We start from the raw sequence: 13,839 nt of genomic DNA on the forward strand, positions 1-13,839 counted from the left end.
AGGGGGGCCAGCCTAAGTGATCCGCGCGCCCACAAAAAAGCCCCGACCGAGCGGGGCTTTTTACCGGGTATTTCTGTTTACTTGAACAGGCCGCCCAAGGCCTTCACAGCATCATTGTTTTCAGCCTTGGCCTGCTGCTTCTGCTGCTTGGCGTCGACTTTTGCCTGGCTGTCGGCGAGTTTGTTGCAAGCTTTGTTGACCTGCTCCAGCGCAGCCTCATACGCCCGCACTTTCAGCAGATCGTTCTTGGCATTGGCCGCGTCGATCTTGGCTTGCAGGTCTTTGGGTTGCTGCTGGCAGTCGCCGGCATTGCCGCCACCGAGCTGGGCACTCAGGGCGCCGCTCAGAGCGTTCAGGTCAGCGGCCTGGGCCGACAGGGTGAACAGGCTGAGCAGAAGGGCGGCAGGGGCGAGCGTGGAAATGCGCATGAAAACCTCAATGTTCGATTGCCTGCGCGCTTATCCATCCCGGGCGGGCGCAGTGCAATATCCAAATAAGGTGAAGGGCCCGAGAGGGCGCGGATTCTAGTGGGCCATCATTTGGCCTGCAAGCCTTGGATCCAAAAAAGCCCGAAGTGGTCCTGCAGGCAACAAAAAGCCCCGCCAGGCAGACCTGGCGGGGCTCTATTTGCCGCGAACGATTACAGGCCGGCGGCGGTACGCAGGTCGTTGGCGCGGTCGGTTTTTTCCCAGGTGAAGGTGCTGAAGGTGTCATCACCCACAGTCTTCTGCGCAGGGGTGCGGCCGAAGTGGCCGTAGGCTGCGGTTTCCTGGTACATCGGGTGCAGCAGGTCGAGCATGGTGGTGATTGCGTACGGGCGCAGGTCGAAGATCTCACGCACCAGCTTGACGATCTTGTCATCGCTGATCTTGCCGGTGCCGAAGGTGTTCAGCGAGATCGACGTAGGCTGGGCCACGCCAATGGCGTAGGAAACCTGGATTTCGCAGCGCTCGGCCAGGCCGGCAGCCACGATGTTCTTGGCCACATAACGACCGGCGTAAGCCGCAGAACGGTCAACCTTGGAAGGGTCCTTGCCGGAGAATGCACCACCGCCGTGACGGGCCATGCCGCCGTAGCTGTCGACGATGATCTTGCGGCCGGTCAGGCCGCAGTCGCCCACGGGGCCACCGATGATGAACTGGCCGGTCGGGTTGATGTGGAACTGGGTGTCCTTGGTCAGCAGTTCGGCAGGCAACACATGCTTGACGATCAGCTCCATCACGCCTTCACGCAGGTCGGCGTAGGACACGTCCGGGTTGTGCTGGGTCGACAGTACGACGGCGTCGATGCCCACGACTTTGCCGCCTTCGTAGCGGCAGGTCACCTGGGACTTGGCGTCAGGGCGCAGCCATGGCAGTACGCCGGATTTACGCGCCTCGGCCTGGCGTTGTACCAGCTGGTGCGAGAAGGTAATCGGCGCGGGCATCAGTACGTCGGTTTCGTTGCTGGCGTAGCCGAACATCAGGCCCTGGTCGCCGGCGCCCTGGTCTTCAGGCTTGGCCCGGTCAACGCCCTGGTTGATGTCCGGGGACTGCTTGCCGATGATGTTCATCACACCGCAGGTTGCGCCGTCAAAGCCGACGTCGGAGCTGTTGTAGCCAATGTCGGTGATTACGTCACGCACGATCTGCTCCAGGTCGACCCAGGCAGTGGTGGTAACTTCGCCGGCGATGATCGCCACGCCCGTTTTCACCAGCGTCTCGCACGCCACACGGGCGAACTTGTCTTCAGCGATGATAGCGTCCAGCACCGCGTCAGAAATCTGGTCGGCGATTTTGTCCGGATGCCCTTCAGACACGGACTCGGAGGTGAAAAGGGAGTATTCGCTCATCTCGATGTTTTCCTGATATTTACCGATGGTGAGTGTCGCCAGCCGGTCGCTGAAAATGGCGGACCTGAATCTGGAAACCATTACGTAAACCTACATAGAGGCTTTCCCCGGGAACGAGTCCCGCAGCGGTGGCCCAACGGGCCAGATCGTCCTGTTCAAAACCCAGCCAGAGATCACCGCAGGCCTCCTTGGCCCAATTCTGGTTGTGGCTGCATAAATCCGTAACCAGGAGGCTACCGCCGGGGTGCAGCAACCCGGCCATTTGCTTGAGAGCTTCTGCCGGTGCGGCGAAATGGTGCAAGACCATGTTCAGCACCACGCAATCGGCTCGCAGGCCGGTGTCACTCAGGGCGTCGGCCAACTGCAGGCGCACATTTCCCAAGGCTTCGCGCTCACAGAGTTGGCGCGCCAGTTCAAGCATCGCCGGGCTGTTATCCAGCGCGGTCACCTGCTCGAAGCGGCGCGCCAGTTCGGGCAGGAAACCGCCGTCGCCAGGGCCGACTTCCAAGGCCGTGGCCTCTTCACTGAAGCTCAGCTTGTCCAGCAGCGCCAGTACGCTTTCGCGGTACTGTGCCAAGCCGGCGATCAGATCCTGCTGGGCGCGAAACTTATCGGCCACCCGTGAGAAAAAATCCTGGCTGGCGGCGGCGCGTTGCCCGTGCACCTGGCCGATACGCGATTGCACATCGCCGGGCAGGCACAAGTTATCCACTTCTTCGAGCAGGGCAGCGTGTAATTTGCCGCCAAGCAGTTCGGTATGGGGCAGTGCACGCCGGTAGAAAATCGCATTACCTTCGCGACGGGTGGCCACCAGGTCGGCCTGGGCCAGCACCTTCAAATGGTGGCTCATGCCGGACTGGCCGATGGCGAAGATCTGCGCCAGCTCCAGTACTCCGAAAGAATCGTTGGCCAGTGCGCGCAGTACGTTCAAGCGCAACGGATCGCCAGCGGCCTTGCACAAGGCAGCCAGTTCATCGCCGTCGTCAGGACGCAGGGAGGGCACGGGTAGGTTCATAAGGCCAGCAGTCTAGTGACGGGTGTAGATCCTCGCAAGGCCAATATCAAAAAGTTTTGATATTGAACGATAAGTGGCGGTTATAAGCCGTCGCTATAACCTTAAGACGAACCGGTTAAAGGTTTCTGCAAGGGATTGATGCCCAAAGCACAGGAAAAACGCCCTCAAGTGACTATCTGTCATTGCCCGCAGGCGGTGGCTGAGGGAAAATGCCGGTCCTTTTTTCCGTTTCTTTTCAGCAAACTCCAGGAGATCAGCGATGCCCAGCCGTCGTGAGCGTGCCAACGCCATTCGTGCCCTCAGCATGGATGCCGTGCAAAAAGCCAACAGCGGCCATCCCGGTGCCCCGATGGGCATGGCGGATATCGCCGAGGTACTTTGGCGTGACTACCTGAAACACAACCCGAGCAACCCGTCGTTCGCCGACCGTGACCGCTTCGTGCTGTCCAACGGCCACGGCTCGATGCTGATTTATTCGCTGCTGCACCTGACCGGCTACGATGTCACCATCGACGACCTCAAGAGCTTCCGTCAGCTGCACAGCCGCACCCCGGGCCACCCGGAATTCGGCTACACCCCGGGCGTCGAGACCACCACCGGTCCCCTGGGCCAAGGCCTGGCCAATGCGGTTGGTTTCGCCCTGGCGGAAAAAGTCCTGGGCGCGCAGTTCAACCGCCCCGGCCACGACATCGTTGACCACCACACCTACGTATTCCTGGGTGATGGCTGCATGATGGAAGGCATCTCCCACGAAGTCGCTTCCCTGGCCGGTACCCTGGGCCTGGGCAAGCTGATTGCCTTCTACGATGACAACGGCATCTCCATCGACGGTGAAGTCGAAGGCTGGTTCACCGACGACACGCCAAAGCGTTTCGAAGCCTACAACTGGCAGGTGATCCGCAACGTCGACGGCCACGATCCGGAAGAAATCAAGATCGCCATCGACACCGCTCGCAAGAGCGCGCAGCCAACCCTGATCTGCTGCAAGACCACCATCGGTTTCGGCTCGCCGAACAAGCAAGGTAAAGAAGATTGCCACGGCGCCCCGCTGGGTGACGCGGAAATCGCCCTGACCCGCGAAGCGCTGAAGTGGAACCACGGCCCGTTCGAAATCCCGGCCGACATCTACGCCGAATGGGATGCCAAGGAAAAAGGCCTGGCGGCTGAATCCGAGTGGGACCAGCGTTTCGCTGCGTACTCCGCCGAATTCCCTGAATTGGCCAACGAGCTGGTACGCCGCCTGGCCGGTGACCTGCCTGCCGACTTCTCGGAAAAGGCCTCGGCCTACATCGCTGAAGTCGCGGCCAAGGGCGAGACCATCGCCAGCCGTAAAGCCAGCCAGAACACCCTGAACGCCTTTGGCCCGTTGCTGCCTGAGTTCCTCGGCGGTTCGGCTGACCTGGCCGGTTCCAACCTGACCCTGTGGAAGGGTTGCAAAGGTGTCTCGGCCGAAGACGCCAGCGGCAACTACATGTACTACGGCGTGCGCGAGTTCGGCATGAGCGCCATCATGAACGGCGTGTCCTTGCACGGCGGCCTGGTGCCATACGGCGCAACCTTCCTGATGTTCATGGAATACGCACGTAACGCCGTACGTATGGCGGCGCTGATGAAGAAGCGCGTGATCCACGTCTACACCCACGACTCCATCGGCCTGGGCGAAGACGGCCCGACGCACCAGCCGGTCGAGCAATTGACCAGCCTGCGCACCACGCCGAACCTGGATTGCTGGCGCCCAGCCGACGCCGTGGAATCCGCCGTGGCCTGGAAGCACGCCATCGAGCGCAAGGACGGCCCTTCGGCGCTGATCTTCTCGCGTCAGAACCTGCAGCACCAGGTGCGTACCGACGCGCAGATCGCCGACATCAGCCGTGGCGGTTATGTGCTCAAGGACTGCATCGGCGAGCCGGAGCTGATCCTGATCTCCACCGGTTCCGAAGTGGGCCTGACCGTTCAGGCGTACGACAAGCTGACCGAGCAAGGCCGCAACGTTCGCGTTGTGTCCATGCCGTGCACCAGCGTGTTCGAAGCCCAGGACGCCGGCTACAAGCAATCGGTATTGCCATTGCAGGTCAGTGCGCGTATCGCCATCGAAGCGGCTCACGCCGACTACTGGTACAAGTACGTGGGCCTGGAAGGCCGTGTGATCGGCATGACCACCTACGGTGAGTCGGCGCCGGCGCCAGCGTTGTTCGAAGAGTTCGGTTTCACCCTGGAAAACATCCTGGGTCAGGCTGAAGAGTTGCTGGAAGACTAAAGCGCTAACGCGGTGGCCTACTGGTCACCGCCTCTACTGTAGGAGCGAGCTTGCTCGCGAAGATCGTTAACGATAACGCAGCGTTTCTGGTTTAACGCGGCGCTCTCAGGTTCTTCGCGAGCAAGCTCGCTCCTACAGTGGTTTGTGTCGCCCACAATGCGAGAACCCCATGCCCCAACCGCGTCCCTACAAAGTTGCACTCAACGGCTACGGCCGCATTGGTCGTTGCGTCTTGCGTGCTCTGTTCGAGCGAGGGGCGGCGGCCGGGTTTGAAATTGTCGCGATCAATGATTTGGCCGACATGGCCAGCATCGAATACCTGACACGCTTTGACTCCACCCACGGCCGCTTCCCTGGCGAAGTGCGGGTTGAAGGCGATTGTCTGCATATCAATGGCAACTGCGTACAAGTGTTGCGCAGTGCCACCCCCGAAGGCATCGACTGGAAAGCACTGGGCGTCGACCTGGTGCTGGAATGCTCCGGTGTCTATCACACCCGTGCCGATGGCCAGCGTTTTCTCGACGCCGGCGCCCCGCGTGTGCTGTTTTCCCAGCCGATGGCCAGCGAGGCGGATGTCGACGCCACCATCGTCTACGGCATCAACCAGGATTGCCTGACCGGCGATGAGCTGCTGGTGTCCAACGCGTCGTGTACCACCAACTGCAGCGTGCCGTTGTTGCGCCTGCTGGACCAGGCGATCGGCCTGGATTACGTGTCGATCACCACGATTCACTCGGCGATGAACGACCAGCCGGTCATCGACGCCTATCACCACGAAGACCTGCGCCGCACGCGTTCGGCGTTTCAGTCAGTGATTCCGGTGTCCACCGGCCTGGCGCGCGGCATCGAGCGACTGCTGCCGGAACTTGCCGGGCGAATCCAGGCCAAAGCCGTACGGGTGCCGACGGTGAATGTGTCTTGCCTGGATATCACCATGCAAACCGTCAGTGACACTGACGCGGCCGAGGTCAACCGAATCCTGCGCGACGCCGCCACCAGCGGCCCGCTCAAAGGTCTGTTGGCCTACACCGAGTTGCCCCACGCCAGTTGCGATTTCAATCATGACCCGCATTCGGCGATTGTCGATGCCAGCCAGACCCGCGTTTCCGGCCCCAGGCTGGTGAACATCCTGGCCTGGTTCGACAACGAATGGGGCTTTGCCAACCGCATGCTGGATGTTGCCGAACACTATCTGCACATCGCTTCTAAACAACCTCAACAGTAATTCAGGAACTGCGACCCATGACCGTGTTGAAGATGACCGACCTCGATCTGCAAGGTAAGCGCGTACTGATCCGCGAAGACCTCAACGTCCCCGTCAAGGACGGTGTTGTCACCAGCGATGCGCGAATCCTGGCCTCGCTGCCGACCATCAAGCTGGCCCTGGAAAAAGGCGCGGCCGTGATGGTCTGCTCCCACCTGGGTCGCCCGACCGAAGGTGAGTTCTCCGCCGAAAACAGCCTCAAGCCGGTCGCCGAGTACCTGAGCAAGGCCCTGGGCCGTGACGTGCCATTGGTCGCAGACTACCTGGGCGGCGTGGACGTGAAAGCCGGCGATATCGTGTTGTTCGAAAACGTGCGCTTCAACAAGGGCGAGAAAAAGAACAGCGACGAACTGGCCCAGCAATACGCCGCCCTGTGCGACGTGTTTGTGATGGACGCGTTCGGCACCGCCCACCGCGCCGAAGGTTCGACCCACGGCGTGGCCAAGTTCGCCAAGGTCGCCGCGGCGGGCCCGTTGTTGGCTGCCGAGCTGGATGCGCTGGGCAAGGCCCTGGGCGCTCCGGCCCAACCGATGGCGGCCATTGTTGCCGGCTCCAAGGTATCCACCAAACTGGACGTGCTCAACAGCCTGAGCCAGATCTGCAACCAACTGATCGTCGGCGGCGGCATTGCCAATACCTTCCTGGCCGCTGCCGGCCACCCGGTGGGCAAATCCCTGTACGAGCCAGACCTGCTCGACACCGCCCGCGCCATCGCCGCCAAGGTCAGCGTGCCGTTGCCGGTGGACGTGGTGGTTGCCAAGGAATTCGCGGAAAGCGCCGCGGCGACCGTCAAGCTTATCGCTGACGTGGCCGACGACGACATGATCCTGGACATCGGCCCGCAAACGGCAGCCAACTTCGCCGAGCTGCTCAAGGCATCCCAGACTATCCTGTGGAATGGCCCGGTGGGCGTATTCGAGTTCGACCAATTCGGCAACGGCACCAAAGTGCTGGCTAAGGCGATCGCTGAAAGCTCGGCGTTCTCCATCGCTGGCGGTGGCGATACCCTGGCGGCAATCGATAAATATGGTGTGGCTGATCAGATCTCCTACATTTCTACCGGTGGCGGCGCTTTCCTCGAGTTCGTCGAGGGCAAGGTGTTGCCAGCCGTGGAAGTGCTGGAAACCCGAGCCAAAGGTTAAGGCTCGCGTGATCAGGAAAAGGAGCGTTCCCATGATCAAGTCGTTGGCACTGGTGATCGCAGCGGGCCTGTTGGCCGGCTGCGGCAGCACACCCAGCGCGGCGCCGGAGGCGGATAACGCCAAGGCACCGTTGAGAAAAAGCTGTTACCAGGCTGACTGGCAAGCCGAGACCATGCCGGTGATCAACAAGCGCATCGGCAACGAACGGCTGGAGAAATACGACTCCGCGCCCAACGGTCAGGAACAGGGTTGCCCATGACGGGTCTGATCCACTAACCGATAGCAACGGTGGCCCCAGGTCGCCCTGCGAGGACTGGCAATGAAAGGCGTTTTCGCCCTGGCAGCCCTGGCCCTGTTGGCCGGCTGCAGCAGCATGAACCTGTTCGACAAGGCAGAGCCAGCCGACAAATGGACCACCTGGACCTGCGACAGCAAAGCCGAGGTCAACTGGCGCTTTGCCAACCAGGCCCGCTCCGAAGTGGATGTTCGCCTCGGCGGTTCGGACCAGGTTTATCGGCTCAAGCAAGAGGTAGCCGCTTCGGGCGTGCTGTACAGCGACGGCCAGTTGGCGTTTCACACCAAAGGTGAGGAAGGCCTGGTTTACTGGGTAGCGACGGATGATTTGATTGGGCGCGGCTGCAAAGCCAACTGAGAATACGATCTGAAGTCCAATGAGATCAAAATGTGGGAGCTGGCTTGCCTGCGATTGCGGTGGGTCAGCAAAGCCAATATCGACTGGTTCTCCGCCATCGCAGGCAAGCCAGCTCCCACATTGACCTGCTTCACAGTGGCACTAGCGCTAAGCCACACCAGCAATAACGATTCAGCAGCTCAAGCTCAACCCCTTGATCTGCAATAACTTGAATAGCAGCCGCCGCTACGGCAGGCTTGCACGATTAACGACCCTCGACCGGGAGAGACAACACAATGGCACTTATCAGCATGCGTCAAATGCTGGACCACGCAGCCGAGTTCGGCTACGGCGTCCCAGCCTTTAACGTCAACAACCTTGAGCAGATGCGCGCCATCATGGAGGCCGCTGACAAGACCGACTCCCCTGTGATCGTCCAGGCTTCGGCCGGTGCGCGCAAATACGCTGGCGCCCCGTTCCTGCGTCACCTGATCCTCGCCGCCATCGAAGAATTCCCGCACATCCCGGTGTGCATGCACCAGGACCACGGCACCAGCCCTGACGTGTGCCAGCGCTCGATCCAACTGGGCTTCAGCTCGGTGATGATGGACGGTTCCCTCGGCGAAGACGGCAAGACCCCAACCGACTACGAGTACAACGTACGCGTCACCCAACAAACCGTGGCCATGGCGCACGCCTGCGGCGTTTCGGTTGAAGGCGAGCTGGGCTGCCTGGGTTCGCTTGAAACTGGCATGGCCGGCGAAGAAGACGGCATCGGCGCCGAAGGCGTGCTGGACCATAGCCAGATGCTGACCGACCCGGAAGAAGCCGCCGATTTCGTCAAGAAGACCCAGGTCGACGCCCTGGCCATCGCCATCGGCACCAGCCACGGCGCCTACAAGTTCACCAAGCCACCTACCGGCGACGTGTTGGCCATCGACCGCATCAAGGAAATCCACAAGCGCATCCCCAACACCCACCTGGTGATGCACGGTTCTTCCTCGGTACCGCAAGAGTGGCTGGCGATCATCAACCAGTACGGCGGCGACATCAAAGAAACCTACGGCGTACCGGTTGAAGAAATTGTCGAAGGCATCAAGTACGGCGTGCGCAAGGTCAACATCGACACCGACCTGCGCCTGGCATCCACCGGTGCGATGCGTCGCCTGATGGCCACCAACCCGAGCGAGTTCGACCCACGTAAATTCTTCGGCGCCACTGTGACGGCGATGCGTGATGTGTGTATTGCGCGTTATGAAGCCTTTGGTACTGCGGGTAATGCTTCGAAGATCAAGCCGATCTCGTTGGAAGCGATGTACCAGCGGTATTTGAAAGGTGAGTTGAACGCTAAGGTGAACTAAGCCTCAAGTGTTAATAAAAGCCCGCAGCGATGCGGGCTTTTTTATGGACACCATTTAATCAACTTGCAGATGAAGCGCCGAAACCACGGCGTTCTTTGGCTTGTCGCAACGGTGCTGTAGCACCCACACCGGACCTTTAGCCGACGCACGGTCAATGTGGGAGCCGGGCTTGCCCGCGATGGCAGTGTGTCAGGCGCCGAGGATATTGGCTGATACGCCGCCATCGCGGGCAAGCCCGGCTCCCACAGGGTGCAACGGTGTGTTTAAGACTTTGGGTTTATCTGGGAAAAATCCTGTGTCTCACGGGACGATTCACTCGTGATCAATATCCAATTTCGCAAACGTCACCCGCGCACCCTCATTGGTGTCGCCCGTATTGTCCTGCACATACACCCCCGCCTTGAAGTACAACGGCTTGTCGCCCCATGCCGCGCCAATCCGTTCATTCCACTCACTGTCAGCGGCATACACGCTCAGCAGCCCGGCTTTGTTGAGGTTGATCACGTAGGTGAAGCTCTTCTGCAGTGGCACATTGGAGGCGACGATGATCACCTGGCTTTCGGCCTCGTCCGGGCGCATGCGCACTTTGGCGACGATGTTGCCGGTCTGGGTTTTCTCCTTGAATTGGTACTCCAGCTTGATCAGCGGTTTCTGGCTGTCGTAGGCATGGATCTGGCCGATCACGATCTTGCCGGAGGAGGGCACCTGGTTGACGGTGAGGGTGGCGCGCAGGAAGTTGTCGGCCTCGGGGTAGGTCCAGTTACGCAGGCGGCCGTCGGCGTAGGTTTCGCGCAGTTCGCTGCGTGGGTAGATGGCGTTTTCGGTGCGCGAGCCCGTCACAGGTGTCCAGAACTGCACGTCGCTGCCTTCGGCCTGGAAGTATTGATCGTTGAAGCCGCTCAGCAGCCTTGGCGTTTCAATGGTCGTGGGTGGGGAGCCGACCGGAATGCTCAGGTTCCAGGTGGAAAGGTCGATCATGGTGTTGGCCTTTTTACAGAGGGTGTAGGCATTGGCCCAAAGGGCCTTCCAGGTTCTTTATAGGCCGTGCTGGTGAGATTGTTAAACAATTGCTGGCAATTTATTGGCGTCAGCTAAATGTCAAAAAGCCATGTCGCCCGTGAACCGCGGGCTACAGGGCCTTACCGTTAGTCGGCTTCCTGGCCTTTGGCACAATGAGGGCACCCACGTCACTTCTGCTTTTTTGGCCGCGCGGCTAGAGTGAGCCCTCAGTGTTTATCCGGCCTTGGTAGCAAAAGTGACCGGTGCAGCTCCCTAAGGAAGAGACGTAGCATGGATGGCGCTCCACAACACGACGATGCAATTTCGGTTCTGTTGGTGGTCGATGACTACCCGGAAAACCTCGTCAGCATGCGTGCGCTGTTGCAGCGTGACGACTGGCGGGTGATAACCGCCGCGTCTGGCCTGGAAGCCTTGGAGTTACTGCTGGCCCACGAGGTCGACCTGGTGCTGCTGGACGTGCGCATGCCGGGCATGGACGGTTTCGAGGTGGCGCGCCTGATGCGTGGCAGCCAGCGTACGCGCATGACGCCGATTATCTTTCTGACGGCCACCGCCCATTCGCCCGACGCGGTGCTGGAAGGCTACGCCAGTGGTGCGATCGACTACCTGTTCAAGCCCTTTGACCCGCACATCCTCAAGCCCAAGGTGCAGGCCTTGCTCGAGCACCAGCGCAATCGCCGTGCCTTGCAGCGCCTGAGCCATGACCTGGAATTGGCCCGCGCTTTTAATGCCTCGGTGCTGGATAACGCCGCCGAGGGCATTCTGGTGGTGAGCGAAAACAGTGTGATCGAGTATGCCAACCCGGCCATTTCCCGGCTGTTGAATGCAACGATGGCTGAGTTGCAGGGCGAAAGTTTCCTCAGTTTCCTGCAAAAGCCCCATGTGCCAGCCTGGTTGGGCTTTCCCATGTACGAGGCATATCGCCGGGGCGAGACGTGGCGCCAACACGATGCCATTTTGCGCACCGGTCGGGGCCAGCAAGTGCCGGTAGCGTTGTCCTGCGCGCCTTTGCCTGCGGAGCAGAAGGCAATGGTGGTGACGGTGCTGGACATGTCTGAAGTGCGTCACCTGCATCAGCAACTGGAATTCCAGGCCGTGACCGACCCGCTGACCGGGCTGCTGAACCGGCGCGGTTTCCATCAGGCGATGGAGAATACGTTGCTGCGCAGCGAACGTAGCGAGCAGGCGCTGGTATTGCTGTACCTGGACCTGGATGGCTTCAAGCGGGTCAACGATACGTTGGGCCATGACGCCGGGGATCGCGTGCTGCGTTGGGTTTCGGAGCAGATGCAAGCATGCCTGCGTTCCTACGACATTCTCGGGCGCATGGGTGGGGATGAATTCACCGCGTTGCTGGAGCTGGAGTTTCCCGAGCAGGCCGCGAAGATCGCGGAAAAGCTCATCGAGCGGGTATCGGTGTGCCAGCAGGTCGATGGTCTGGAGGTGATGCTTGGGGTCAGTATTGGCATCGCGACGTTCCCGGATTGCGGCTCGGACTTGAGCGGCCTGCTACGGGCCGCGGACATTGCCATGTACGAAGCCAAGCGCGCCGGCCGTCAGCAGTATCGTTACTACGACCAGGAAATGAACGGCCGCGCCCGCTCGCGGTTGATGCTGGAAGACAGTGTACGTACCGCCATCGCCAACAAGGATTTCACCTTGGTGTACCAGCCTCAGGTCTCTCTGGAAGACGGGCGTTTGCGCGGCGTCGAAGCGCTGTTGCGCTGGCAGCATCCCAGCGTCGGCGATGTGCCGCCGGGCCTGTTCTTGCCACTGCTGGAAGAGGCGCGGTTGATCAACCAGTTGAGTGCCTGGATCTACCAGCAAGTCGCCGCCCAGCGCCAGGCCTGGCAAGCCACCTTCGACCCCGAACTGGTGTTGAGCGTGAGCCTGAGCAGCAGCCAGTTCAACATGCCCAACCTGGCCAACCAACTGCAGCAGATGCTGGAGCGACATGGGTTACAGGCGCGACAACTGGAGGTGGAAATCGGCGAAGACTGCTTGATGAGCAATCTCGCCGAGTCCACCAAGCAACTCCAGTTACTGCGCCGGATAGGGGTGCGGATTGCCCTGGACGATTTTGGCTGCGGCCAGTGCTCCCTGGCCCATTTGCGCGACTTGGCGTTCGACACCCTCAAGCTTGACCCTCAACTGGTGGCGCGCCTGCCTGGCTCGGTGCGGGATGCGGCGATGGCGCGCAGCATCATCCAACTGTGTGAGCATTTTGGTGTGCTGGTGATCGCCGAAGGCGTGGAGACCCTTGAGCAAACCCAGTGGCTCAAGGCCAATGGCTGCGCCCATATCCAGGGGCCGTGGGCTGCGCTGCCGTTGATGGCCGAGGACGTTGCCGGCTGGTCGTACCCTCGCGCGCTTTGAATTCGCTACACTGGCGCCCGTCCCAATTGCGTTGCAGAGCCCATGACCGCGTTGAAATACCTCCAGGCATACCCCGCCGCGCTCCAGGAGCAAGTGCGCCAACTGATCGCCAAGGACCAGTTAGGGGCTTACCTGGACCAGCGTTACCCCGAACGCCATGCGGTGCAGAGCGACAAGGCCCTGTACGCCTATGCCCTGGCCTTGAAGCAGGAGCACCTGCGTAACGCGCCGTCTATCGACAAAGTGCTGTTCGACAACCGCCTGGACCTGACCCATCGTGCCTTGGGTTTGCACACCACGATTTCCCGGGTGCAGGGCGGTAATCTCAAATCCAAGAAAGAAATCCGCATCGCTTCGCTGTTCAAGGAGGCGGCCCCGGAGTTTCTGCGCATGATCGTGGTGCACGAGCTGGCGCACTTCAAGGAATCGGACCACAACAAGGCGTTCTATAAACTCTGCCAATACATGATGCCGGGCTACCATCAGGTGGAATTCGACCTGCGTGTGTACCTCACCTGGCGCGATTTGCAGGGCAAGCCCTAACCCCAAGGCGACTGACCATGGATGTGAGCAAGACCAAAAGCAGCTTCTACCGCCGCCTGTACGTGGCGTACTTGATCGACAGCCAACTGGCCAGCAGCGTCCCGGCGCTGACCGAGGCCACCGGCATGCCTCGGCGTACCGCCCAGGACACCATTGCGGCGTTGGCCGACCTGGATATTGTGTGTGAGTTCGAGCAGGAGGACGGTGCGCGTCACCATGCCGGGCGCTATCGGATTCGGGACTGGGGGGCGATTGATCGGGGGTGGATCGAGGCTAATCTGGCGTCGATCAAGCAGGTGTTGGGCTATCCCTGAAGGTCGGCTTTGGCAGGACTGACGCTATCGCGGGCAAGCCCGCCTCCCACAGTCCAATGTGGGAGCTGGCTTGCCTGCGATGGCG

Annotated in this window: 13 protein-coding genes; 9 read left to right on the forward strand and 4 right to left on the reverse strand. The window is 60.7% G+C overall.

The window, feature by feature from the left end; genetic code table 11:
• Positions 1 to 77: 77 nt before the first annotated feature.
• The 3 genes from APH41_RS26130 to APH41_RS26140 all read right to left on the reverse strand — a co-directional run bounded on the left by APH41_RS26130 (position 78) and on the right by APH41_RS26140 (position 2,846).
• Complete coding sequence (locus APH41_RS26130; RefSeq protein ID WP_014720281.1) at positions 78 to 428, reverse strand: DUF1090 family protein; 351 nt, start codon at positions 426 to 428, stop codon at positions 78 to 80.
• A gap of 212 nt (positions 429 to 640) precedes the next feature.
• Positions 641 to 1,831, reverse strand: coding sequence for a methionine adenosyltransferase (gene metK, locus APH41_RS26135; protein WP_003194964.1), 1,191 nt, complete (start codon positions 1,829 to 1,831; stop codon positions 641 to 643).
• A gap of 19 nt (positions 1,832 to 1,850) precedes the next feature.
• Positions 1,851 to 2,846 (reverse strand): metalloregulator ArsR/SmtB family transcription factor, encoded by a 996-nt coding sequence (locus APH41_RS26140; RefSeq protein ID WP_054899040.1) that lies wholly within the window; start codon positions 2,844 to 2,846, stop codon positions 1,851 to 1,853.
• Between the two features lie 259 nt (positions 2,847 to 3,105).
• Here APH41_RS26140 and tkt point away from each other — a divergent pair, with 259 nt between their 5' ends.
• From tkt to fba, 6 genes are all read left to right on the forward strand, one after another.
• Entirely contained in the window at positions 3,106 to 5,103 is a 1,998-nt protein-coding gene (tkt, locus tag APH41_RS26145) for a transketolase (protein ID WP_034128906.1), read from the forward strand.
• A gap of 169 nt (positions 5,104 to 5,272) precedes the next feature.
• Entirely contained in the window at positions 5,273 to 6,328 is a 1,056-nt protein-coding gene (gene epd, locus APH41_RS26150) for an erythrose-4-phosphate dehydrogenase (protein ID WP_003194958.1), read from the forward strand.
• Between the two features lie 17 nt (positions 6,329 to 6,345).
• Positions 6,346 to 7,509 carry a phosphoglycerate kinase gene (locus APH41_RS26155; RefSeq protein WP_003194956.1) on the forward strand — a complete coding sequence of 388 codons (1,164 nt, stop codon included), beginning with the start codon at positions 6,346 to 6,348 and terminating at the stop codon, positions 7,507 to 7,509.
• Between the two features lie 31 nt (positions 7,510 to 7,540).
• On the forward strand, positions 7,541 to 7,768 hold the full coding sequence (locus APH41_RS26160) for a hypothetical protein (protein WP_003194953.1): 228 nt from the start codon (positions 7,541 to 7,543) through the stop codon (positions 7,766 to 7,768).
• 60 nt (positions 7,769 to 7,828) lie between these two features.
• Complete coding sequence (locus APH41_RS26165) at positions 7,829 to 8,161, forward strand: MliC family protein (RefSeq protein ID WP_054898180.1); 333 nt, start codon at positions 7,829 to 7,831, stop codon at positions 8,159 to 8,161.
• A gap of 275 nt (positions 8,162 to 8,436) precedes the next feature.
• Positions 8,437 to 9,501 (forward strand): class II fructose-bisphosphate aldolase, encoded by a 1,065-nt coding sequence (fba, locus tag APH41_RS26170; protein WP_003177554.1) that lies wholly within the window; start codon positions 8,437 to 8,439, stop codon positions 9,499 to 9,501.
• A 312-nt stretch (positions 9,502 to 9,813) separates the two neighbouring features.
• Here fba and APH41_RS26175 read toward each other — a convergent pair whose 3' ends face one another.
• A complete protein-coding gene (locus APH41_RS26175; protein WP_003194947.1) occupies positions 9,814 to 10,479 on the reverse strand; it encodes a polysaccharide lyase family 7 protein in 666 nt (221 codons plus the stop codon).
• A gap of 312 nt (positions 10,480 to 10,791) precedes the next feature.
• Between APH41_RS26175 and APH41_RS26180 the strand changes: the two genes are divergently transcribed.
• From APH41_RS26180 to APH41_RS26190, 3 genes are read left to right on the forward strand one after another with little or no spacing between them, the layout of a single operon-like run.
• Positions 10,792 to 12,897, forward strand: a complete 2,106-nt coding sequence (locus APH41_RS26180; RefSeq protein WP_054898181.1) for a bifunctional diguanylate cyclase/phosphodiesterase — start codon at positions 10,792 to 10,794, stop codon at positions 12,895 to 12,897.
• A 42-nt stretch (positions 12,898 to 12,939) separates the two neighbouring features.
• Complete coding sequence (locus tag APH41_RS26185) at positions 12,940 to 13,440, forward strand: M48 family metallopeptidase (protein WP_034128904.1); 501 nt, start codon at positions 12,940 to 12,942, stop codon at positions 13,438 to 13,440.
• Positions 13,441 to 13,457: 17 nt separating this feature from the next.
• Positions 13,458 to 13,754, forward strand: coding sequence for a helix-turn-helix domain-containing protein (locus APH41_RS26190; RefSeq protein ID WP_014720272.1), 297 nt, complete (start codon positions 13,458 to 13,460; stop codon positions 13,752 to 13,754).
• The last annotated feature ends 85 nt before the right edge of the window (positions 13,755 to 13,839 follow it).

Origin of the sequence: Pseudomonas sp. NBRC 111138 (assembly GCF_001320835.1) — a bacterium.
Lineage (GTDB): Bacteria > Pseudomonadota > Gammaproteobacteria > Pseudomonadales > Pseudomonadaceae > Aquipseudomonas > Aquipseudomonas paracarnis.